The organism is Mammaliicoccus sp. J-M40 (assembly GCF_022386395.1).
Taxonomy (GTDB): Bacteria; Bacillota; Bacilli; order Staphylococcales; family Staphylococcaceae; genus Mammaliicoccus; species Mammaliicoccus lentus.
The window spans coordinates 1-23,031 of the sequence record NZ_JAJNIQ010000018.1; the positions used below are offsets into that span (position 1 = coordinate 1).

The 23,031-nt window shown below is 32.5% G+C and carries 19 protein-coding genes and 1 riboswitch; of the genes, 9 read left to right on the plus strand and 10 right to left on the minus strand.

Going from position 1 to position 23,031, the window contains the following annotated elements; translation table 11 throughout:
- Positions 1-405 precede the first annotated feature (405 nt).
- Positions 406-1,596: a M20 family metallopeptidase gene (locus LQ688_RS13365; RefSeq protein ID WP_239724464.1), complete on the minus strand. Its 1,191-nt coding sequence runs from the start codon at positions 1,594-1,596 to the stop codon at positions 406-408.
- 164 nt (positions 1,597-1,760) lie between these two features.
- On the opposite strand from LQ688_RS13365, the gene LQ688_RS13370 reads away from it, so the two are divergent.
- A complete protein-coding gene (locus LQ688_RS13370; RefSeq protein WP_070044985.1) occupies positions 1,761-2,192 on the plus strand; it encodes a MarR family winged helix-turn-helix transcriptional regulator in 432 nt (143 codons plus the stop codon).
- Positions 2,192-3,379, plus strand: coding sequence for an MFS transporter (locus tag LQ688_RS13375; protein WP_239724463.1), 1,188 nt, complete (start codon positions 2,192-2,194; stop codon positions 3,377-3,379). The genes LQ688_RS13370 and LQ688_RS13375 overlap by 1 nt, the downstream gene beginning before the upstream one ends.
- A gap of 255 nt (positions 3,380-3,634) precedes the next feature.
- Here the strand turns inward: LQ688_RS13375 and LQ688_RS13380 are convergent, their stop codons facing one another.
- From LQ688_RS13380 to LQ688_RS13400, 5 genes are all read right to left on the minus strand, one after another.
- Positions 3,635-5,107, minus strand: a complete 1,473-nt coding sequence (locus LQ688_RS13380) for a catalase (RefSeq protein WP_017000942.1) — start codon at positions 5,105-5,107, stop codon at positions 3,635-3,637.
- 332 nt (positions 5,108-5,439) lie between these two features.
- A complete protein-coding gene (locus LQ688_RS13385; protein WP_017000943.1) occupies positions 5,440-5,904 on the minus strand; it encodes an NUDIX hydrolase in 465 nt (154 codons plus the stop codon).
- A 20-nt stretch (positions 5,905-5,924) separates the two neighbouring features.
- Positions 5,925-6,857, minus strand: a complete 933-nt coding sequence (locus tag LQ688_RS13390) for a DMT family transporter (RefSeq protein WP_017000944.1) — start codon at positions 6,855-6,857, stop codon at positions 5,925-5,927.
- Between the two features lie 6 nt (positions 6,858-6,863).
- Positions 6,864-8,153, minus strand: a complete 1,290-nt coding sequence (locus tag LQ688_RS13395) for a D-serine ammonia-lyase (protein ID WP_239704166.1) — start codon at positions 8,151-8,153, stop codon at positions 6,864-6,866.
- 162 nt (positions 8,154-8,315) lie between these two features.
- Entirely contained in the window at positions 8,316-9,755 is a 1,440-nt protein-coding gene (locus tag LQ688_RS13400; protein WP_017000946.1) for a carbon starvation CstA family protein, read from the minus strand.
- Between the two features lie 213 nt (positions 9,756-9,968).
- Between LQ688_RS13400 and fdhF the strand changes: the two genes are divergently transcribed.
- The 4 genes from fdhF (at position 9,969) to LQ688_RS13420 (ending at position 15,618) form a co-directional block, all read left to right on the plus strand.
- Positions 9,969-12,908, plus strand: coding sequence for a formate dehydrogenase subunit alpha (fdhF, locus tag LQ688_RS13405; RefSeq protein WP_103269002.1), 2,940 nt, complete (start codon positions 9,969-9,971; stop codon positions 12,906-12,908).
- Positions 12,908-13,378: a helical membrane plugin domain-containing protein gene (locus LQ688_RS13410; protein WP_017000947.1), complete on the plus strand. Its 471-nt coding sequence runs from the start codon at positions 12,908-12,910 to the stop codon at positions 13,376-13,378. Before fdhF ends, LQ688_RS13410 begins: the two co-directional genes overlap by 1 nt.
- 153 nt (positions 13,379-13,531) lie before the next feature.
- Positions 13,532-14,311, plus strand: a complete 780-nt coding sequence (locus LQ688_RS13415; protein ID WP_369917462.1) for an N-acetylglucosaminidase — start codon at positions 13,532-13,534, stop codon at positions 14,309-14,311.
- 179 nt (positions 14,312-14,490) lie between these two features.
- On the plus strand, positions 14,491-15,618 hold the full coding sequence (locus LQ688_RS13420) for an FAD-dependent monooxygenase (protein WP_017000949.1): 1,128 nt from the start codon (positions 14,491-14,493) through the stop codon (positions 15,616-15,618).
- A 216-nt stretch (positions 15,619-15,834) separates the two neighbouring features.
- On the opposite strand, the gene LQ688_RS13425 is transcribed toward LQ688_RS13420, so the two are convergent.
- Together LQ688_RS13425 and LQ688_RS13430 are read right to left on the minus strand one after the other, a co-directional pair.
- Positions 15,835-17,382 carry a solute symporter family protein gene (locus tag LQ688_RS13425; protein WP_103268998.1) on the minus strand — a complete coding sequence of 516 codons (1,548 nt, stop codon included), beginning with the start codon at positions 17,380-17,382 and terminating at the stop codon, positions 15,835-15,837.
- Complete coding sequence (locus LQ688_RS13430; RefSeq protein ID WP_017000898.1) at positions 17,379-17,690, minus strand: DUF485 domain-containing protein; 312 nt, start codon at positions 17,688-17,690, stop codon at positions 17,379-17,381. The genes LQ688_RS13425 and LQ688_RS13430 overlap by 4 nt, the downstream gene beginning before the upstream one ends.
- A 261-nt stretch (positions 17,691-17,951) precedes the next feature.
- Between LQ688_RS13430 and LQ688_RS13435 the strand changes: the two genes are divergently transcribed.
- The 3 genes from LQ688_RS13435 (at position 17,952) to gmpC (ending at position 20,700) form a co-directional block, all read left to right on the plus strand.
- Entirely contained in the window at positions 17,952-18,971 is a 1,020-nt protein-coding gene (locus LQ688_RS13435) for a methionine ABC transporter ATP-binding protein (protein ID WP_017000900.1), read from the plus strand.
- Entirely contained in the window at positions 18,971-19,630 is a 660-nt protein-coding gene (locus tag LQ688_RS13440) for a methionine ABC transporter permease (protein ID WP_017000902.1), read from the plus strand. Before LQ688_RS13435 ends, LQ688_RS13440 begins: the two co-directional genes overlap by 1 nt.
- Positions 19,631-19,684: 54 nt before the next feature.
- Positions 19,685-19,791, plus strand: a riboswitch (SAM riboswitch).
- Between the two features lie 66 nt (positions 19,792-19,857).
- Positions 19,858-20,700: a dipeptide ABC transporter glycylmethionine-binding lipoprotein gene (gene gmpC, locus LQ688_RS13445; RefSeq protein ID WP_239724462.1), complete on the plus strand. Its 843-nt coding sequence runs from the start codon at positions 19,858-19,860 to the stop codon at positions 20,698-20,700.
- Between the two features lie 36 nt (positions 20,701-20,736).
- On the opposite strand, the gene LQ688_RS13450 is transcribed toward gmpC, so the two are convergent.
- Together LQ688_RS13450 and LQ688_RS13455 are read right to left on the minus strand one after the other, a co-directional pair.
- The gene (locus LQ688_RS13450) at positions 20,737-22,035 is read right to left on the minus strand and encodes a cation:dicarboxylate symporter family transporter (RefSeq protein ID WP_017000905.1); all 1,299 of its coding nucleotides are present in this window, start codon (positions 22,033-22,035) and stop codon (positions 20,737-20,739) included.
- 228 nt (positions 22,036-22,263) lie between these two features.
- Entirely contained in the window at positions 22,264-22,665 is a 402-nt protein-coding gene (locus LQ688_RS13455; protein ID WP_218688310.1) for a DUF4870 domain-containing protein, read from the minus strand.
- Positions 22,666-23,031 lie beyond the last annotated feature (366 nt).

Consider the following 23,031-nt stretch of genomic DNA (forward strand, 5'->3'; position numbering starts at 1 on the left):
AGTAGAGCACTTTTTATTGGATTAACTAAGACAATAATCCAAGTAGACACCTTCTTATTGGATTAACTAGGACAATAATCCAAGTAGAGCACCTTTTATTGGATTAAGTATGACAATAATCCAAATAGACCACTCTTTATTGGATTAACTAGAACAATAATCCAAGTATACACCCTCTTATTGGATTAACTAGGACAATAATCCAAGTACAGACCCTCTTATTGGATTAACTAGAACAATAATCCAAGTACATACACCTTTATTGGATTTACTAGGACAATAATCCAAATAGACCACCCTTTATTGGATTAAGTAAGACAATAATCCAACTACAGACGCCTTTATAAGATTTACCATGACAATTATCACCCAGGTTGCTTTATTGCTAGTTTTATCATAACTAAATTATTTTTTACCTAAATAATCTACGGTAGCAGAAGCAACTGTTTTAGCTGCAATAAGCATTGCACTTTCATCAATATCAAATTTTGGGTGATGGTGGGCATATGTTTCTTTATCTTTTGGACTTGCTCCGACATAGAAAAATGTAGACGGTAACTCTTCAGCATAGTATGCAAAGTCTTCTGAAGGTGGCTGTGGTTCACATCTTATAACTTCATTAACTTCGGGAATATTTGCTGATTCAATAGATTGTACAACTTGTTTTGTTAAACTTGGATCGTTATATAATACTGGATAATCATTTGTATATTGTAAGTCACAGTCAACGCCATACATTGCCTCTAATCCATGGGCTATTCTTTTAATTTCATTTTCCATTAATTCAAGGGCATCATCATTCATTCCTCTAACATCACCTTCTAGTTCAACCTCATTTTTAATGATATTAAATTGTCCTTTTCCATCAAATGATCCTATTGAAATAACGCCCATATCAAATGGATTCAACCTTCTTGATACTATTGTTTGTATTGACATAACGAAACTACTAGCAGCGACAATTGGATCGTTAGCTAAATGTGGAGAAGAACCATGTCCACCTTTACCAGTGATTTTCAATTTGAAAAAGTTGCGTCCAGATTGAACATTTCCTTCTCGGTAATAAACGTTGTTAGCAGGCATAGTACTCATAACGTGTACACCTATAACATTATCTACGCCATCCAATATGCCATCCTTAATTAAATATTGTGCGCCACCTGGAGGTTTTTCTTCAGCTGGTTGATGTATGATAACAATTTTTCCGTTCAATTTATCTTTCATTTCTATTAAACATTCTGCAAGAATCATTAAATACGCTGTATGCGCATCATGGCCACAAGCATGCATGATACCTTCATTTTTAGATGAGAATTCTAAACCTGTATCTTCTTTAATAGGCAGGGCATCGAAATCCGCTCTTAACGCAAGTGTCTTGCCAGGATTACCAGAATCAATCGTTACTTTAATGCCATGTATATTTTCTCCGCCTATATTTGTCTCTACAATAGCATCTTTATCTTGATAAAAGTCAGCAATATATTTAGCTGTTTGTTCTTCTTCAAAAGATAATTCAGGGTTCTCATGTAAATATCTTCTGATGGCTATCATTTCTTCTTCTTTATCATTTAACTTATTAAATAAATGTTCTAGCATCTTTTCTCCTCCTATTAATCATTTAATTCCATTATAGTAAAAATTGCTTATGTAATGTTGTAATTAGAAAAGCATGTTGACACAAATATTTGAGAGGAGTAGAATAGCGTAGTATTAGTTAGCAAAGCTAACTTTATTTTTATGAGAAAAGGCGGTATAAAAGAATGAATAATTTTTTTAATAGTTACATAAACGTTTATAGGCCATATATACATCACATTAATGTGATTTTAGAGCCATATGATTTATATGCAGCTCAGTATAGAGTCTTACGTGATATTGCAGGGAATCAACCTACAACACTCGTACAAGTGTCCAAGCGTTCTTTTATAGAAAAGCCTACAGCTCGTAAAATAATCAAAAAGCTTATTGAATTTAACCTTGTTCAAGCCATTAACAGTAAAGAAGATAAACGAGAAAAGTTTTTAACATTAACTGAAAAAGGCGAAGCAATGCATAAAGAAATTTATGAACAAGTCTTAGAATTTCAGAATAAATGTTTTGAAGCAATAGGTGCAGATGAACAAGAGTTATTAAAAGCAGAGGAATTGTTAAACCAATTTCGAAATTATTTAATTGAGGAGGCAACGGAGTAGTGAGTAATCAAATTAAACATCCTATATGGACGAAAGATTTTATATTTAACTTTGTTATTAGTTTCTTTATCTTTTTATCTATGTATTTATTATTAGTTACAGTAGGTGGATATAGTAAAGAAACTTTTCACGTTTCTGATAGCTTAGCAGGACTAGCATCAGGACTATTTATTGTGGGTTCTTTAGTTGGTAGATTTATAACTGGTAAATATATCAACATATTGGGAACGAAAAAAGTATTAGTAATCGGAGGTTTATTATTAGTTATTACTAATGGATTATATTTAGTTTCTGCATCGTCATTCGCATTACTATTAATTGTACGTATTATTAACGGAGCTGCCAGCGGTATTGCAAGTACTGCAACAGGGACAATAGCAGCTTATATAACACCTGCGGATAGACGTAGTGAAGGTATAAGTATGTACAGCTTAAGTATGGTACTAGGAACGGCTATAGGGCCGTTTATAGGGTTGATTTTATATCAACACATACCAATGGAAGGATTATTTATAATTTGTACAACTTTAATTGTTATCGCATTTGTAATGTCAATATTTATGAAGATAGAAACACCGGTAGCAGTACAAAATGAAACTAAAAAAGGATTTAAACTAACGGACTTCTTCTCAGTTCATGCATTACCGATAGCAATTGTTGTTGTTATTGTGAGTATTGCATATTCTTCAGTACTTTCATTTATTCAATTCTTCGCACAAGAAAATAATCTAGTAGATGCAGCAAGTTTCTTCTTCGTTGTATACGCTATTGCAATTCTACTAACACGACCATTTACAGGTAGAATTATGGATCAAAGAGGGGAGAATATTGTAACCATCCCAGCATTTATTTGTTTAGTATTAGGACTATTCCTCATCAGTATAGCAAACAGTGGATTAGTATTTTTAATAGCAGGCGCATTTGTAGGATTAGGCTTTGGGAATTTACAATCAATCTTCCAAGCGTTGGTTATCAAAGTATCTCCAATAGAAAAAATGGGATTAGCAACTTCAACATACTTTATAGGTCTAGACTTCGGATTGGGCTTTGGACCATATGTATTAGGTAACTTTACAAACTCAATAGGATATTCAGGACTATACTTCGCAATGGCTATTGTAGCCTTAGTAGGATTAGTAAGCTATTACTTCCTACATATGATTAAGACACAAAAAGCAGTTAATTAAAAAAGAGAGGGGAGCGGAACAGAAATCTTTTAGTGAAATGAGATTCTGTAACGCTCCCTATTTTATTCTGTCTATTAAAATTTGTATTTATTATTATAAAACTATAAGTATAAAAGGCTAGAAAATCGAATTTTAAAGTTGTTAGACACTCTGAGTATCGCAAGAGAGGGTCCACAACTATTCACACTTTGCTACTTCATCTATTTATATGTGTAAAAAAACACGCCATTATACATGGCGTGTTTTATATTTATATTATCCTTCTAAATCAACTGAGTTAATGTCAATGCCTAATGCTTCAGCTACACCTTTACCGTAATCTGGATCTGCTTTGTAGCAGTTACGGATGTGACGGTGTTTAACTTCGTCAGTAGTACCTTGCATTTCATTTGCAGTGTTTTGGAAGATACGTTGTTGTTGTTCTGGTGATTGTAGACGGAATAATTTACCTGGTTGCTCGTAGTAGTTATCGTCATCTTCACGGAAATCGTGTTCGTATAATTGTCCTTCTACTTCAAGACCTGGTTTTTTATATTCAGGTTGTGATTCGTGTTTGCTATAACTATTTGGATAATAGTTAATTTCGCTACCAAAGTTACCATCAACTCTCATTTGACCATCTCTAGAGAATGGGCATACGTTTTCCGCAGCTTTAGGAGAGTTAACAGGGATTTGCCAATGGTTAACGCCTAAACGGTAACGTTGAGCATCTCCATATGAGAATAAGCGACCTTGTAACATTTTATCTGGTGAGAAATCAATACCAGGAACGATGTTAGTAGGTGCGAATGCAGCTTGTTCTACATCTTGGAAATAGTTCTCTGGGTTACGGTTTAATTCGAATTCACCAACTGGAATAAGTGGGTATTCGTCTTTGAACCATACTTTAGTTAAATCGAATGGATTGTCTTTATGATTTCTAGCTTGTTCTTCAGTCATAACTTGAATGTACATTTTCCATTTAGGGAAATTGCCTTCTTCGATTGCGTTGAATAAGTCTCTTTGACTTGATTCACGGTCTTTAGCAATAACTTGTTCCGCTTCTTCAGCAGTGTAGTTTTCAATACCTTGTTGAGTTCTGAAGTGGAATTTAACCCATACTCTTTCGCCTTCATCGTTGTACATTGAATAAGTGTGAGAACCGAAACCATGCATGTTACGGAAACCTTTTGGAATACCTCTGTCAGTCATCAAGATTGTTACTTGGTGTAATGCTTCAGGTAAAAGTGTCCAGAAGTCCCAGTTTGATTGTGGGTTATGCATGTTTGTTTTTGGATCACGTTTAACAACGTGGTTTAAACTTGCGAATAATTTAGGATCACGGAAGAAGAATACAGGTGTGTTGTTACCAACTAAGTCCCAGTTACCTTCTTCTGTGTAGAATTTAAGTGCGAAACCACGGATATCACGTTCTGCTTCTGCAGCACCACGTTCACCAGCAACTGTAGAAAAACGTGCAAACATTTCTGTTTGTTTACCGATTTCTGAGAAGATTTTCGCGTTTGTATATTGTGTAATATCATGTGTTACTGTAAAAGTACCAAAAGCACCAGAACCTTTAGCGTGCATACGGCGTTCTGGAATAACCTCTCTATCAAAATGCGCCATTTGTTCTAAGAAATAAATGTCTTGCATTGAGATAGGGCCACGACGACCAGCAGTCATAGTATTTTCACGATCTGATACAGGTGCACCAAAAAGACCTGTAAGTTTTGAATTGTTAGTCATAATTGTCCTCCTATGTTTCCTTAATTATAATAATTCTAATTTCATACTTATTATAATTTAAACTGAGCAAAGAGACAAGTAAAAGAATTATTATAATTAGAAAAAATATAAGTAATTGTGAACATGTTGTTCACTTTAACTACCCTATAGGTGAATAAAATAAACATTTTACAATAAAAATGCTGTATTTTTAAAGTTTTACTTAATATTTATGATAATGAATAAGAATAGTAAAATTTAGCTGAGTGAGAAAATATAACCACAATTGATTATAAAGAATATAAATAATTAAAAAAGAGTACATGAAAATGTACTCTAAACGAAAATTACTATTATTTAGTAGAATTTCTATCGATAAATAATGGTTGTATGTCAATTTGTTTTAGTATGATTTCTTTTGCTTTTTCAGGTCTAATGTCTAACTCTGGAATATCCGTTAAATTAACGTATACATAATCGATATTATTTTGATTATGATTATTAGGAATATTTTTAATATGTTCGTCTAAATCAAGTTTGTACATAAATAAAATTTCATGAATAGACGTATTTTGGTATTCAAAGAAATTTTGTATTGTAGTAACGAATTGTACCTCATTACATTCAATGCCTAACTCTTCATTAATTTCTCGCTTAATTGCCGAATCTGAGCTTTCGAAATATTTAACGCGCCCACCAATTAAGGCATAGTAATTCCTTTTTTTATCATAGTGAAAGTAATAGTGATTATTCGATTTAATGATAGCACCAACTCTAATATTTAACATACCATCCCCAGATTGTAATGTTAAGTCCATATCATTCACCCCTTAATGAATTAAAATAATTTCAATATTATTATACCGATAAAGACTAAAGATGCGCCAACAGCTCTTCTTAAAGTAATTCTATACCTTGGCGTGTTAAACATACCGAAGTGATCGATGATTAATCCCATTAGCATTTGTCCAAATATAACAACCATTAATGTTAGTGCAGCACCCAATTCTGGCATTAGTAGAATATTAGTTGTTACAAATACAACTCCTAAAGGTCCACCGATGAAATAAATAAGTTTGATTCTACCTTGCCCTTCCTGGTTTAATTTAAAATGTACTCTTCTAACTATAATAAGAGATAGTATTAGTAATACTATCGTACCAATTGCGAAAGAAATGAGCGATGATAAATAGAAAGATTGAACTTCATATCTTAATGCACTATTGATGGCGGTTTGGATAGGTGGTAAACAACCAGTAAACAAACCTAAAATCATCCAAAATTTTGTGTATTGCGTTTCATTCGTAATAATTCTTGCAGATTTCTTTTTATAATTCATAAATATTATACCAATTAACATCAGCAAAACGCCGCTAATTCTGCCTATATTAATAGTATGAACTTCTGCATCGAATAATCCAAATTGGTCGATAAATAGTCCCATAATAATTTGACCTGATACTGTCATTACTACTGTCAAAGCAGCGCCAATTCTTGGCAAGAGCAATAAATTTCCTGTTAAGAAAACTACGCCTAGCATACCACCAGTAAACCATACATAAGAAAATTCTTGGTTCATAATGAATGACGGTGTTAATTTTTGAGGGTTCATTATTAAATTAATAATGATTAATGTTAACGTACCAATTAAAAATGAATAAAAAGAAGCAAGGATAGGCGATTTTGTATAACTTCCTAATCTCGTGTTTATTGATGTTTGAAGTGGTACACATAGACCAGCTACAACACCTAATATAATTAGTAATATCAAGTTAGCTTACTCCTTATCTATTATTTCTTCAGCTTTTTGATAATATAATGCCTGTTCTTTATCAGGTACCATATTACCTCCAGTAGACCACACGAGATGGGTTGCATTTTCTGTATCTTTATTAATTTCTATTATATTTTTTACACCATGGAAGCCTGATGTTGCAGATGGTTCTATAAAGATGTTTTCTTGATCTTTTAAAGTTTTTAAATAAAGATATAGTTGATCATCTTCTACAGTACAAGCACCATATAACAATGATGTCATTATATCTCCAACTAGTTTTGAAGGCCTGCTAACAGCTAAACCATCTGCTACAGTCTTACCAGTTAAACCGATATCTTGTACGCTAATGGCATCATGTAATTTAGTAACCATACCTAAAGTCATACAAGGTGCTTCCGTAGGTTCTATAAATACGGGATGAACATTTTTTTCAAAAATCATTTTAAGGCCAAAAGCTACGCCTCCTGGGCCACCACCAACACCACATGGTAAATAAACAAATAGAGGATGATTGTCATCTACAGTGATATTTCTTTCCTCAAGTTGTTTATAAACACGAAGTGCACTTACTGCATATCCTAAGAATAAATCACTTGAAGATTCGTCATCTACAAAGTGACAATAAGGGTCGTTTTGAGCAAGTTGTCTGCCTTCTTTAACAGCATAGCCATAATCTTGAACGTGTTCTACAACTTCCACACCTTTAGATTTTAATAAAGCTTTTTTCCATTCTTTTGCGTCTTGTGACATATGTACTGTGACTTTAAAACCTAATTTCGCACTCATAATACCTATACTTAAGCCTAAGTTTCCTGTGGAACCTACAGCAATGCGATATTGTGAAAATAAATTTTTGAATTGGTCAGTTGCTAAAATACTATAATCACTATTTTCAGTGAAGTTAGTATTTTTAATAGCTGTTTCTTCTGCAAATTTCAAAACTTCGTAAATACCACCGCGTGCTTTAATAGAACCTGAAATAGGTAAGGCATGGTCGCCTTTTAAAAGCAATTGACCTTTTAAATTAGGAAATTCTATATTTTTAAATGTATCTAATGAAAAAATTTGAGACTCGATTTTTCCATTGTTTTCTTTTGTCTCTGGAAAAACTGTTTTTATATATGAAGAAAAACGGCTCAATCTTGCTTCCGCATCTTTAATATCATCAATTGTAAAAGGAAGCGAGGAATCGGACTGATAGTCTGGGTTTTGCCAAAAAATTTCTTCATGGTTTGCCATTTTAGAAATGATGGGATTTTGATTTTTAAGTGTTTGTACGTTGAAAGTCATATAATACGCTCCTTTTTATAAACTGTTTTAATCATATCATACAGCTATACTTCAACTATAGATAGTCATGATTTAAAAATAAAAAATCTATACATAACACATTATCCAGGCTAGGTTTGCTTAGAATAAGTTTAGTTATGCATAGATAGATTTAATCTCGAATTAAGATGTATATAAATCTTGAGTTGGCGATGTAATTGGTTCGGTTTGTTTAAGTATTGCTCTCACATATAATATTGAAACAATAATAAATACTACAGCGCCACCAATTAAAGCAGTGTTATAAGGGAGGGATAATCCTTCTGGTGCATATAACACATATACGCTGACAGCTCCTGTCATAAACAATGCTGGAATCCCAGCAACGAGATGTGCTTTATTATATCTAAGTAAATAACTCACACTAACCCATAACATGACAGTTGCGACAATTTGATTTGTGAAACCTACATATCTCCATAAGAATGAATAATCGATTGTAGATAGAAAGAAAGCAGGAATACCAACAGCAAAACTTGCAGCGATCATTAAAGCTTTAGAATTTATGCTCACTTTATCTTTAACAAAATCTTCTATAATCATTCTAGAACTTCTTAATGCAGTGTCACCGGTAGTAATCGGTAAAATAATAACACCTAGTAATGCTAATACACCGCCTACAGGTCCTAGTAATTGAATTGAGATTTGATCTACAACACCTGCTGGTCCTATTGATTGTAACTGACTTGCTAAACCTTTAGTACCACCAAAGAAAGTCATACCAGCTGCTGCCCAAATAAGAGCAATAATACCTTCGGAAATCATGGCACCATAAAATACTTTTCTGCCTTCTGATTCATTTTTAACAGTTCTTGAAATAATAGGGCTTTGAGTACAATGGAAACCAGAAATAGCACCACATGATATTGTTACCATAAGAAGGGGCCATACTGGGATGCCACTAGGATGTAAGTTTTGAACTGTAATTTCTGGAATTGGTTTTCCACTAAATATCAACGCAACTGCTACGCTAACAGCCATCACAATTAAAATAACACCAAATATTGGATAAATACGACCAATTATTTTATTAATAGGAAGAATAGCAGCAAGAATAAAGTACGCAAATATGATAATTAATGCTACCAAGAATGAAATAGGTGTTTTTGATGAAAGTAGTTGTGCTGGACCAGCTACGAAAGCAGCAGCAACTAACACCATAAGCACGACAGATACAATATCTGTAAATACTCTAATAAACTTACCTAAATAATGTTGTACAAGTTTAGGAAACTGTGCGCCACCATGTCTTAAACTAAGCATACCTGAAAAGTAATCATGCACGCCACCTGCGATAATACATCCTACTACTATCCATATAAATGCGACTGGACCATATAATGCACCTGAAACTGCTCCAAAAATAGGTCCAAGCCCCGCTATATTTAATAATTGTATCATCCAACCTTTCCAGGCAGGCATTGGTACAAAGTCCATGTTATCTTGCTTACTATAAGCAGGTGTTTCTTTATCTGGATAGATTTCGAAAACACGCTCTATGTATTTTCCATAAAAAACATAACCTAAAATCAATATGATAATGGAAGAAATAAATGTAATCATCGCTAAAACCTCTTTCAAAATAGAATAACAATAGATTAGCAAAGTTCCGTATACTTAGCAATAAGATTTTAGAAATTTCAGATAATTAATATTGTTAAATTCTACAAATGTTTGCATTAGTAAAAATGTAAAATTATAATTAAATTAAGTCATTTAAAAATATTGGGTAATATGACTTTTATGGGCAAAATTGAATAAGAGGGGGACAATGATATGCAAGAACATCAAATATTAACAATTGATGGTACAGATTATCTTGTAGAAGAAGGTATGAGACTTTTAGATTTTATAAAAGCTCAAGAGTTATCTTTTGTTCCATCAATTTGTTATAACGAATCACTTGGACCAATCGAAACGTGTGATTCATGTATTGTTGAAGTAAATGGACAACTTCAAAGAGCATGTAGCACAATGATTGAAAACGGTATGGTTGTAAATACTCAAAAAGAAAATGTTAAATCAGCACAAAAACAAGCACTAGATAGAGTTCTTGAGCATCACGAACTATATTGTACAGTATGTGATTACAATAATGGTGATTGTGAAATTCATAATACTATGGGCGAATTTGGTTTGGAACATCAATCAATACCATTTAAATCTAAAGGTTATGAAGAAGATTTTGGTGCTTTTTATAGATACGATCCAGACCAATGTATATTGTGTGGTAGATGTGTAGAAGTATGCCAAGACGTTCAAGTAAACGAAACTTTAACGATTGATTGGAAACGTCAACAGCCAAGAGTAATTTGGGATAATGATAAAGCAATAGATGAGTCAAGTTGTGTGAACTGTGGACAATGTGTCACAGTGTGTCCTTGTAACGCATTAATGGAAAATGACATGCTCGGACAAGCAGGTTATATGACGGACCAAAAACCTGGTCTACTGCGTTCAATGATAGAGTTAACTAAAAAGGCAGAAACAGGATATGGACCATTGTTTGCTATATCAGATTCTGAAGCGGCAATGCGTGAAGAAACTATCGAAAAGACAAAAACAGTTTGTACATATTGTGGAGTGGGTTGTTCATTCGACGTATGGACTAAAGGTAGAGAAATTCTAAGAGTATTACCACATGAAGATTCTCCAGCTAATCACATTTCAACATGTGTGAAAGGTAAGTTTGCTTGGGATTACGTCAATTCAGAAGACCGTTTATTAAAACCACTTGTACGTAAAGAAGGTTATTTCCAAGAAGTAGAATGGGAAGAAGCAATTGAACTTGTTAGTAAGAAATTCTCTGAAATCAAAAACGAATACGGTAAAGATGCATTAGGATTTATTTCTTCATCTAAATGTACAAATGAAGAATCTTATTTAATGCAAAAGCTATCTAGACAAGTAATTGGTACTAATAATGTAGATAACTGTTCCCGTTATTGCCAATCTCCAGCAACTCAAGGTTTATTTAGAACAGTTGGTTATGGTGGAGACTCAGGTTCAATTGAAGACTTAGAGAAAGCAAATATGGTTATTACTATTGGAACGAATACTGCTGAAGCGCACCCAGTTATCGCAAGTCGCATTAAGAGAGCGCATAAATTACTAGGACAAAAATTATATGTGTTTGATATTAGAAAACACGAGATGGCTGACCGTGCAGATAAGTTTTATCAACCTACACCAGGGACAGATTTAGTATGGTTATCAGCATTGTCCAAATATATTATCGATCAAAATTGGCATAATGAAGCCTTTATTTCTGAATATGTTAATGATTTTGATGAATACTATGAGAGTTTGGCACCATTTACGCTCGAATATGCTGAAGAAAGAACAGGTATTAGTAAAGATGATTTAAAAGCGCTTGCTAAAGAAATTGTTCAAACAGAAGCCGTTTCAATTTGTTGGGCTATGGGTGTAACACAACATCGCGTAGGTAGTGACACAAGTACAGCTATATCTAACCTTTTACTAGTGACTGGTAACTATATGAGACCAGGAACAGGAGCTTATCCATTAAGAGGACATAATAACGTTCAAGGATGTAGTGATATGGGCAGTATGCCTAATACATTACCTGGTTATCAAGATGTTACTGATGCAAAAATACGTCAACCATTTGAAAAAGCGTGGAATGTAGAGTTAGATAGTGAAGTTGGATTAGACAATCATGAAATGATAGATAGTATACATGAAGGTGAATTACGTTCACTATATATAAAAGGTGAAGATACAGGGGTAGTCGATGCTAACCTTAACTATGTTAGATCTGCTTTTGAAAAAATAGACTTCTTAGTTGTGCAGGATCTATTCTTCTCAAAAACAGCAGAATTTGCAGACGTTGTTTTACCCGCGTCACCATCATTAGAGAAAGATGGGACATTTACGAATACTGAAAGACGTATTCAAAGAATTAATAAAGCATTAGATCCGCTTGGAGATTCCAAACCAGATTGGGAAATTATTCAATTGATTGCTCAATCATTAGGAGCAGACTGGGATTATAAACATCCTAGTGAAATTTGGTTTGAAGCACAAAGTTTAATGCCGTTAGTAAGAGGCGCAACATACGATAGATTAGAAGGTTATAATAGTTTACAATGGCCGATGAATGAAGATGGTTCTGATACACCATTACTATATACTGAGCAATTCCATTTCCCTGATGGTAGGGCGAGATTGTACCCATTAGAATTCAATGTAGAATCTAAAAAGACTGAAGAAATGTCACTTCATGTTAATAATGGGCGAGTATTAGAACATTTCCACGAAGGTAATATGACATATCAAGTACCTGGTTTAGCTTATAAATTACCAAAGAATTTCTGTGAAATTTCAAAAGAATTGGCAGAAGAACATGGTATAGAAAGCGGTGCACGAGTGAAAGTCACATCTAAAGCTGGTACAACAGAATTGAATGTACAAGTTACAGATAGAGTGTCAGGTAATCATATTTACATTCCATTGAACGACCAAAACGAAGGTGCACCAAACTTTGTTACAGATAGTGACGTTGATAAGGATACGAATACACCAGCATATAAAGATAACTATGCAAAGCTTGAAGTCATTACAAAAAATGGTCGTGCGCCAATACCAAAACACAATTATAGATTTGGTACGAGAAATCCACAAATCAGTGTTAGAGTTCAAGATAAATGGGAAAGACCAGATTATACATTCCCAAATAAAGGTGGCGAATTATAATGGGTGAGAGAATTAGAGTCATTAAACGAATGGAAGAGCCGAAAGAATACAAAATTGAAAAGGATATGAAAATCCTGCAAGAAAGATTGAGCGATAAAAAAATTGCTATTGAAAAAGGAATAGATATACTCGATGCTTTAGAAAAAGCAGAAGCATTAGATGCTGTACATGCAGCTATCGTTCAAAGAAAAGTTATAACGGGGAACATTGTAACAGAATTAAATAAAGAACAGTATGAAGGTATATTAGATAATATAGGCAACGTATTGTTTATGTTTGGAGATTTAGATTTAGAAGAAGCTTCTGTATTTGTGAAAAAGATAAATAACGGAATGAGAGTAGCAAATAGAGCCAATTCGAATAATAAAACTTCAGTTAAAGATTTATTAGGCGCATTAAAAGACCCAGAAATAAATAGCAGTATAACAATGCTGTTGAATTTCTTAAAAGGTATGAGCAGAGAAGAATAATGAAATGAAGGAGAGTCCGGGACATAAATAATTGTTCTGGACTCTATTTTTATATTATTTAAAAATATAAAATAAACGGTTTTATTGATATTTGTTATATTTTAAGATAAGTTTATAACGTAATATGCTTATATTAAAAGAAAAGGTGTGAGAATCATTAACTTTTTGAAAGATAGATTCACCCTAATATTAGGACTCATTATTATATTTGTATTTATTATTTTATTAATTATTTTCGAGTCTCCTTTTTTCAAGAATCATCAAACACATACTTATGAAGAAGCTTTGGAAATTCAGACAAAGAGTGATTCACCAGCTGTGACACAAAAAGATAATAAATTTGTGTATGCAGATAAGAAAGATATCGATAAGTATATGGATATTGATAAGAGTAAAACAGATTTACAATTCATGGATATATCTGAAAAAGTTGATATATCTGAAAAACAAGTTAAAGATATTTTAAAAGATAAAGGTGTTTTGAAAGGTAAAGAAAAAGCATTTTTAAACGCACAAGATAAGTATAATATTAATATTATTTATTTATTAAGTCATGCTTTCATAGAAACTGGAAACGGCAATTCTGAGTTGGCTAGCGGTGTTAAAATGTCCAATGGAAAAACTTTTTATAACTTTTATGGCATTGGTGCTTTTGATCAAGACGCAGTTGAAACAGGAAGCAGTTATGCGCGTAAGAAGGGTTGGACTTCACCTGAAAAAGCAATAGATGGTGGCGCAAGATTTGTAAGGAAAGATTATCTAGATAATGGACAAGATACTTTATACAAAATGAGGTGGAATCCTTACAATCCAGGACAGCATTTATATGCGACTGATGTGAACTGGGCGACGAGTATTGGTAAGATTATGGAAAGTTATTATGATAAACATGATTTAAAGAAAGCTGAAATATATAAAGATTATTATAAATAATAGATAACTCTAGTTCTTGATATTGATAATAAGAACCCCGAAAGTTACTAATAATTTAACTTTTGGGGTTTATTAATTGAACTGGGGTTATTTATCGTAATGACTTCATGTTAAAATATAGTTATATTAATTATAATTGAGAAGTAAAGATTTTTATTTTAAAGAAAGTAGTGAACAAAATGAAAATAGCAGTAATTGGTGGGGGAATAGGTGGCTTAACTGCTGCTGGTTTACTTTATCAAACGGGGCATGATGTACAAGTTTATGAAAAAAGAAATGACTTGAATCAAGTAGGTGCTGGGATAGGCATTGGAAGCAATGTACTAAAAGCATTAAAGCCTTACAAAATGACATATGCAATTGAACAAGAAGGACAAGCCCTTAACAAAATCGAAATTCGAACTAATTTAGATTCATTTTTAAACACTTTAAAAATGAACCAAGATGAGGAACAAAATATAACAATTCATAGAAGTGTTTTGCATGAAATATTAAAAACACATGTACCTCCAGAACGTATAAATTTAGATTATAAATTAAAAGAATTTAAACAAACTCCAGATAATATAAGGTTATATTTTGAAAATGGGCAAGAAGCAGAAGCTGATTTAGTTATCGCAGCAGATGGCTTGAATTCAAATATTAGGAAACAAATTCAACCAAAATCTGAACCTAAATACGCAGGGTATACTTGTTTCAGAGGCGTTGTAAATGAAAACTTGAATATTGATCGAACTACTGCATTAGAATATTGGGGACATAAAGGTAGATTTGGAATTGTACCTTTAAAGGATGACGAATTATATTGGTTCTGTACAATGAATGCCAAAGAGAACGATTTACAGTTTAAATCATTCGAAAAGCCTCATCTTCAAGCATATTTTAATCAATATCCTGATGAAGTACGTAATGTATTAGACGCTCAAGAAGAACTTGGTATTTTGCACCATGATATGTATGACCTTACACCATTAAAATCATTCATTTCAGGAAGAGTAGTATTATTAGGTGATGCAGCTCATGCAACGACGCCAAATATGGGGCAAGGAGCAGGACAAGCTATTGAAGATGCTGTTACTTTAACCAACTTATTAAAAGAAAAAGACGTTGATGCAGCATTAAAAAGATACAATAAACTAAGAGTTAAGCACACTAGAAAAGTAATTAAAAAATCTAGGAAAATTGGAAAAGCTGGACAGGCATCCAATACGATGAAAATAAAAATGAGAAATAAAATGCTGAAATCTATGTCTTCAAAATCATTAAGTAAAAAAGTTAAATTTTTACAAAAAGCGAAATTAAAATAATTTATGAATAGGCTAATTAAAAATTAAGAAAGGGAGTGGGACAGAAATCTCATTTTATTAAAAAGATTTCGTAGTCCCACCTCGGCAAGGATGACTAGGTATGAAAAAAACTTGTTATAAGCGCATTCTCATACCAGTCAGCTACTGCCAATACAAAAAGAGAGTCTGGGACAATTATTTATGTCCCAGACTCTTTTAACATAACTGAACGGATTTTTAATGTGAAATATCTGAAGTTGAAATGCCTGTCGCTGATTTAACTTGCACTTCTTGGAATTTATCATGAGATTCTGATTTGCCTAAGAATGTCCCTAAAAATGCACCAATAAATCCTGCTGGAACTGATATGATTGCAGGGTTTGATAATGGGAATATTGGTGACATTGTAATAAATGCTGTTCCTTCTGGATTCATGACATTTGGACTTAATATTACGAGTACAAGTGACACAATTAAGCCAACAGCTATACCAGTAATTGCACCATGAGTATTAAATCTCTTCCAAAATATTGTGAATATAATAACAGGTAAATTTGCGCTTGCTGCGACACAGAATGCTAATGATACTAAGAACGCTACATTTAAATTCTGTGCAAATAAGGCTAGTATAATAGATACAACTGAAACCGCTAATGATGCTAATTTTGCTGCTTTCATTTGCTCACGCTCACTAATTTTCCCTTTTTTTATAACTTGCCCGTAAATATCATGCGCGAAAGCAGATGCTCCAGTCAATACTAATCCAGCTACTACTGCTAATATCGTAGCAAATGCTACGGCTGAAACAAATGACATTAAGAAGTCTCCGCCTAACTTTGCAGCTAATAATGGGGCTGCCATATTACCAGCAGGGTTAGCGTTTATGATTTCTTCACGTGTTAATAATGCAGCCGCACCAAATCCTAGTAATATCGTTAAAATATAAAATATACCAATAATCCATGTTGCCCACATTACAGAAGATCTTGCTGTTTTGGCATCTTTAACTGTAAAGAATCGCATCAGTATGTGAGGTAAACCTGCTGTACCAAATAGTAAAGCAATAATTAGTGAGATATTATCTAAAGGCGGTTTACCTTGTGAGCCAGGGTTGATAAATTCACTTTTAAAAGCAGGTGATTTAATATTGTGCATTTCACCAAACATAGTAGAAAGATTGAAATTAAAATGTAATAGCACTAAAAATGAAATAATAATAGTACCAATCATAAGTAATACGGCTTTAACCATTTGAACCCAACTTGTTGCAGTCATACCACCAAACAATACATAAATTGTCATCATGATACCGACCAAAATAACAGCAAGTGTATAAGGTATACCGAATAGCAATTGAATAAGTGCACCAGCTCCAACTAATTGAGCTAACATATAGAAAATAACAATGGTAATGGAAGATACTGCTGCCATTGCTCTAACTTTTTTAAGCTCAAATCGAGCTGCAATCATATCTGCTAAAGTATATTTACCTAAGTTTCTTAAAGGCTCTGCAACAATGTATAACACAATGAGATACGCGGTTAAATAACCGATACTATAGAAGAAACCATCAAATCCCCATAATGCGATGGCACCCGCTATACCTAAAAATGATGCAGCTGATAAGTAATCACCAGCAATTGCTAACCCATTTTGCCAACCTGTTAACCCGCCTCCAGCAGTATAAAAGTCATTTGCTGATTGCGTTCTTTTAGATGCAAAATATGTAATAAACAATGTAATACTAACAAATAGTATAAACATAACGACGACAATTACATTCATTTGTTTTGCCCCTCTCTATGCGCCATTAATAATGCTTCAGCATCTTTATCAAAAGATTTAGCTTTACGCATATATAAAGTGACAAGAGTCCATACCATAATGAATAATAATAATGCGTAAATCCATGCCCAAGAGATATTCCAAAATGCAATATTATTCAAGATATTTGTATATCCAGTCAATACTGGAAATAGCAGTGTAGCAAAAATAAAGAATATAGATATAGGAAATATAAAGTTATTTCTTTTTTTCACAAGTTCTTTAAACTTTGGATCTGCTGCTAAACGCTTGAAATCATGCTCAGCCATACTTATAACCCCCTTGTTTTTGGATGTAAAAATACATCTTAAGTTTCATTTTATTGATTGTTCACAAAGTTGTCAATATTTTATTGATAACGCTTACATTAATAAAAATTCATCAAGAAAATGTGAATAGAGTGTTTAAGTGAAAAAATACAATATGGATATATGAATATTTAGAAAAGTTAGATTATAGGTATTGACGTTAAAGGTAAACATCAATATAATTCTTATCATAATAATAAGAATTCGGAAGGGATAAATGTTATGATAGAATTTAAAAATGTGAATAAAATTTTCCAACAAAAGAATTCTGAAATACAAGCACTTAAAGATGTAAGTTTTAAAGTAGAAGAGCAAGATATATTCGGTGTTATCGGATATAGCGGTGCGGGGAAGAGTACTTTAATTAGGTTAGTGAATGTATTAGAAGAAAAGACATCTGGAGAAGTATTAGTAGACGGTCATGATGTGAATAAATATTCGAAGAAAAAGTTACAAGTCATTAAGAAAAATATAGGAATGATATTTCAACATTTTAACTTGTTAAATTCAAAGACAGTTTTTAATAACGTAGCTATGCCTTTAATTTTACAAGGTAAAAATAAAAATGACATTAAAGATAAAGTGAATGAATTGCTTGAATTTGTTGGTTTAGAAGACAAAGGTAAACAATATCCAAATGAATTATCAGGTGGTCAAAAACAAAGAGTAGCAATTGCTAGAGCATTAGTTACAGATCCTAAAATCTTATTATGTGATGAGGCAACAAGTGCGCTTGATCCTGCAACTACAGATTCAATTTTAAAACTGCTAAAGAGAGTGAACGAACAATTTGGAGTCACAATATTATTAATTACACATGAAATGAGTGTTATCCAACAAATATGCAATAAAGTAGCGGTTATGGAAAATGGTGAAGTTATTGAAATTGGTCCTGTATTAGATGTGTTTAGTCACCCCCAAACATCAACTGCTAAAAACTTTGTATCAACTGTGATAACTACAGATATATCTTCAAACTTAAGAAAACTTATTCCTGAAGATAAAACTGCTACAGACATTAAATTATACATAGATGGTGAACAAGTGACACATAGTATTATCAATGATTTAATCACTAAATTCCACGTACAAATAAATATACTGTTTGCATCAATGTCAGACATTCAAGGTACACCAGTAGGTTATTTAACACTACGTCTGAATGGAGAACAAGAAGCAATTCAAAATAGTTTTCAGTATTTAACAGATTTAAATATTGAATATGAGGAGGTTGAAGCATAATGTTTGGATCATCTTTAGATTCATCTCAACTATATGACGCTATATACCAAACGCTATACATGGTTACTGTTTCTTTAGTAATCGGTGCATTAATTGGTATTCCTTTAGGTATTTTACTTGTTATAACTAGAAAGAATGGTATTTGGCCAAATGCTTTTATATATCATGTGCTAAATCCAGTTATTAATATATTCCGTTCGGTACCGTTTATTATTTTACTTATTGCTATTGTACCTTTTACTAAAATGATTGTGGGTACATCTATTGGAACTTCTGCAGCAATAGTACCTTTAACAGTCTATGTTGCGCCTTATATTGCAAGATTAGTAGAGAACTCACTGTTAGAAGTGAATTCAGGCGTCATAGAAGCGGCACATTCTATGGGAGCATCACCGTTTCAAATTATTCGACATTTCTTATTACCTGAAGCACTAGGGTCTTTAATTCTAGCATTAACAACATCTATTATCGGTTTAATTGGTGCTACAGCGATGGCCGGTGCAGTAGGTGGAGGCGGTATTGGTGACTTAGCTTTAGCTTATGGTTATCAACGTTTTGATACAATTGTTATTGTTATTACGGTCGTTATTCTAGTCATTATGGTACAACTTATCCAATCTTTAGGTAATGTATTGTCTAAAATTGTAAGAAGAAGTTAAAAAAAGTATTGACTTAGAGTAATATGATAGGTATTATCAGAATTAATCAAATAAAAATTATCAAGAGAGATTGAGGGATATGGCCCGATGAAATCTCAGCAGCGGACTCTATAAAGAGAACTGTGCTAAATCCATCAAGTTTTAAACTTGGCAGATAAAGTTAATCCCTTTTGAGCTAAGCTTAAAAGGGATTTTTATTTATATACATAAGAAAAGGAGCGAATAAAATGAAAAAAGTATTAACATTATTAATGACATTAATTTTACTATTAGCAGCATGTGGTGATAAAAAAGATGATAAAAAGGTAACAGTGGGTATCGCTTCAAATGATACTGCTGTATGGGATAAAGTAGCAGAATTAGCTAAAAAAGAAGATATTAATGTAGAGGTTAAACAATTTTCGGATTATAACGTTCCCAATAAAGCATTGTCAGACGGTGATATTGATTTAAACTCATTCCAACATTTTGCATTTTTAGATCAATTCCAAAGAGCAAATAAAGGAACAGAAATCACACCAATTAGAACAACTGTGTTCGCTCCACTGGGTATTTATTCTAATCAAATAAAAGATATTAAAAATTTAAAAGACGGTGCTAAAGTTGTTATACCAAACGACGTTTCTAATCAAGCTAGAGCTTTAAAATTATTAGAAAAAGCAGGGTATATTAAATTGAAGAAAGACTTTGGATTAGATGGTGGTCCTAAAGATATAGTTGAAAATAAAAAGAATTTAAATATTAAAGCAGTCGATGCTCAACAAACAGCTAGAGCGTTAGATGAAGTAGATATCGCTGTTATAAATAATGGTGTTGCATCTAAAGCAGGATTAAATCCTAAGAAAGACCCTATCTATTCAGAAAACCCAGATGCAAATGCTGCTAAACCATATATCAACTTTATAGCTGCAAATACAAAAGATAAAGATAATAAAACTTTAAAAAGAGTTGCTGAGCTATACCATTCAGAAGAAGCGAAAGAAGCTCTGAAAGAAGACACTAAAGACGGAGAAATTGTAGTTGATTTAAAACAAGAAGAAATTAAAGAAATACAGGATTCATTAAAATAAAAAAGATTCGGCTCCCCCAAGCCGAATCTTTTTTTGTTATTTTTTTAGAGAATTTAAATATAGTTGACCTTTTTCATGGTCATATTTATTTTCCCATTTTGAAATAACGACTGTAGAGAGTGCGTTTCCTACTACGTTAACACACGTTCTCATCATATCTAATAATCTATCGATACCAATGATTAATGCTAAACCTTCTGGATTTAACCCCATCGATCCTAGAGTGGTAATTAATACAACAATAGAAGTACCAGGAACAGCAGCCATACCTTTAGACGTGATCATTAAAGTGAACATTAGAATAAGTTGTTCTACTAGACTTAAATGTACGCCATACATTTGAGCAACAAATAACGCTGCTATAGATTGGTACAAAGCAGAACCATCTAAGTTAAAAGTATATCCTGTAGGTACTACAAAGGATACGATATCTTTTGGTGCACCGAATTTTTCCATTTTTTCCATCACTGAAGGTAAAACAGTTTCAGAACTTGATGTTGAGAAAGCAAGTAATAAATCATCTTTCAATATGCGAACAATTGAAAAAATGTTAATACCACAAATTTTGGCTACTATGCCTAAAACAACAACAATAAAGAATATCATAGCACCTACAACAACAGCTAATAGCTTAACTAATGGAATTAATGCAGATAATCCAAATGTCATAATCGTTACACAAATAAAAGCAAATACACCATATGGTGCAAGGCGTAGAATTCTATGTATCATCCAAAATACAGCTTCTAGTGCACCTCCAAGAACATCCTTAACAGGCTGTCCTTTCTCTCCAATTGCAGCAATAGCTAATCCGAAGAATACAGCAAAGAATATAATTGGGAGTAACTCTCCTGCAGCTAAAGCTTCGAATATATTAGTAGGAATAATGCTTACAATTGTATCGATTATATGATTTCCATAAGTAGATTTTTCTGCTGCATCAGCAGTGCTTTCATATGTAGAAATATCGCCTTTAGGCAATTTATCTGCATCTAATCCTAAACCTGGTTTAAATAAATTACCAAATATAATACCTAAACCAATAGCAATAGTTGTAATGATTTCAAAGTAAAGTAATGTTTTCCAACCATATCTACCGACTGTATGCATATCGCCAACATTAGATATTGATAATGCTAATGAACAAAACACAATAGGAATTACAATCATTTTAATAAGGTTTAAAAATACATCACCGACTGGTTGTATAAATTTAATAAGTTGATCTTGTCCATTTAAAAAATAGCCTACAACAACACCTAATATTAAAGCAATTAATATTTGAGTAGGTAGACTTATATATCTTCTTCTTGGTTTTTTAAGGTTTTCTTTCAAAAAATTTCCTCCTTTAAAGCACTATAGTTTTTAATACAAAAAAATTATGCGATTCCATCTTAGGAATTGCACAAATGATGTTTAAAAAGGGGACGTATAAATATATGTATTCTTGAGTGTAAAAGAATACAAGTTATTTTATCATGATTAATAATTAAAGTAATGAGCCTCTTTTATCTTTAAAAAGAAAAAAAACACTTTTTTATACAAAAAGTGTTTTAATTATTTCTATTTAATGAAGCGAATAGATAATGGTGGTAAATAAGTTTCACCTTGATAAGCTTTAACTGCGCCAATAATGGTGAAGATAAATACTAAAATTGCTAATATTGGAAGTAAAATAATGCCAATAATAATCAAACATAGTGCTCCAGCAACTATTCCCCATATTGTATAAGAAATAAAGAAGTTTAAATAATCTTTACCAATTCGATCTACAAAAGAAGATTCATCTCTTTTAATCAACCATATAATTAAAGGTGCAATTAATGCAGTAAATAGACTCGTTAAGTATATGAGCATCCCGAATAAACGTTCATCATCATTAGTAGATGTTTGATTATCAATATTTATATTATTTTCTTCATGAATTGTAGATTCTTGAAAAGGGTTCTGTTCACTGTTCGTCATATCATTTCCTCCTCGCTTAACTATTGGTATTATTATACATGTTTTAGCGGTGAACTACTAATCTTTAAGGAATAATAATGAAAAATATTCGATTTTGAAAGTGCATGCTTTCCTATAGTATCTTTCTAACGTGCTTGTTTAAAAACTCTAGCTCGTTAGAAAATGTAACGTGCAAGACTAAAATATCTAGCCCTTTAGAGCGATATATCAAATAAATTCAATATAAAATCACATTAAAAATAGGGGAAATGAAGCTCTAACGTGCTTGTTTATGTACTCTAGCTCGTTAGAAAATGTAACGTGCAAGACTAAAATATCTAGCCCTTTAGAGCGATATATCAAATAAATTCAATATAAAATCACATT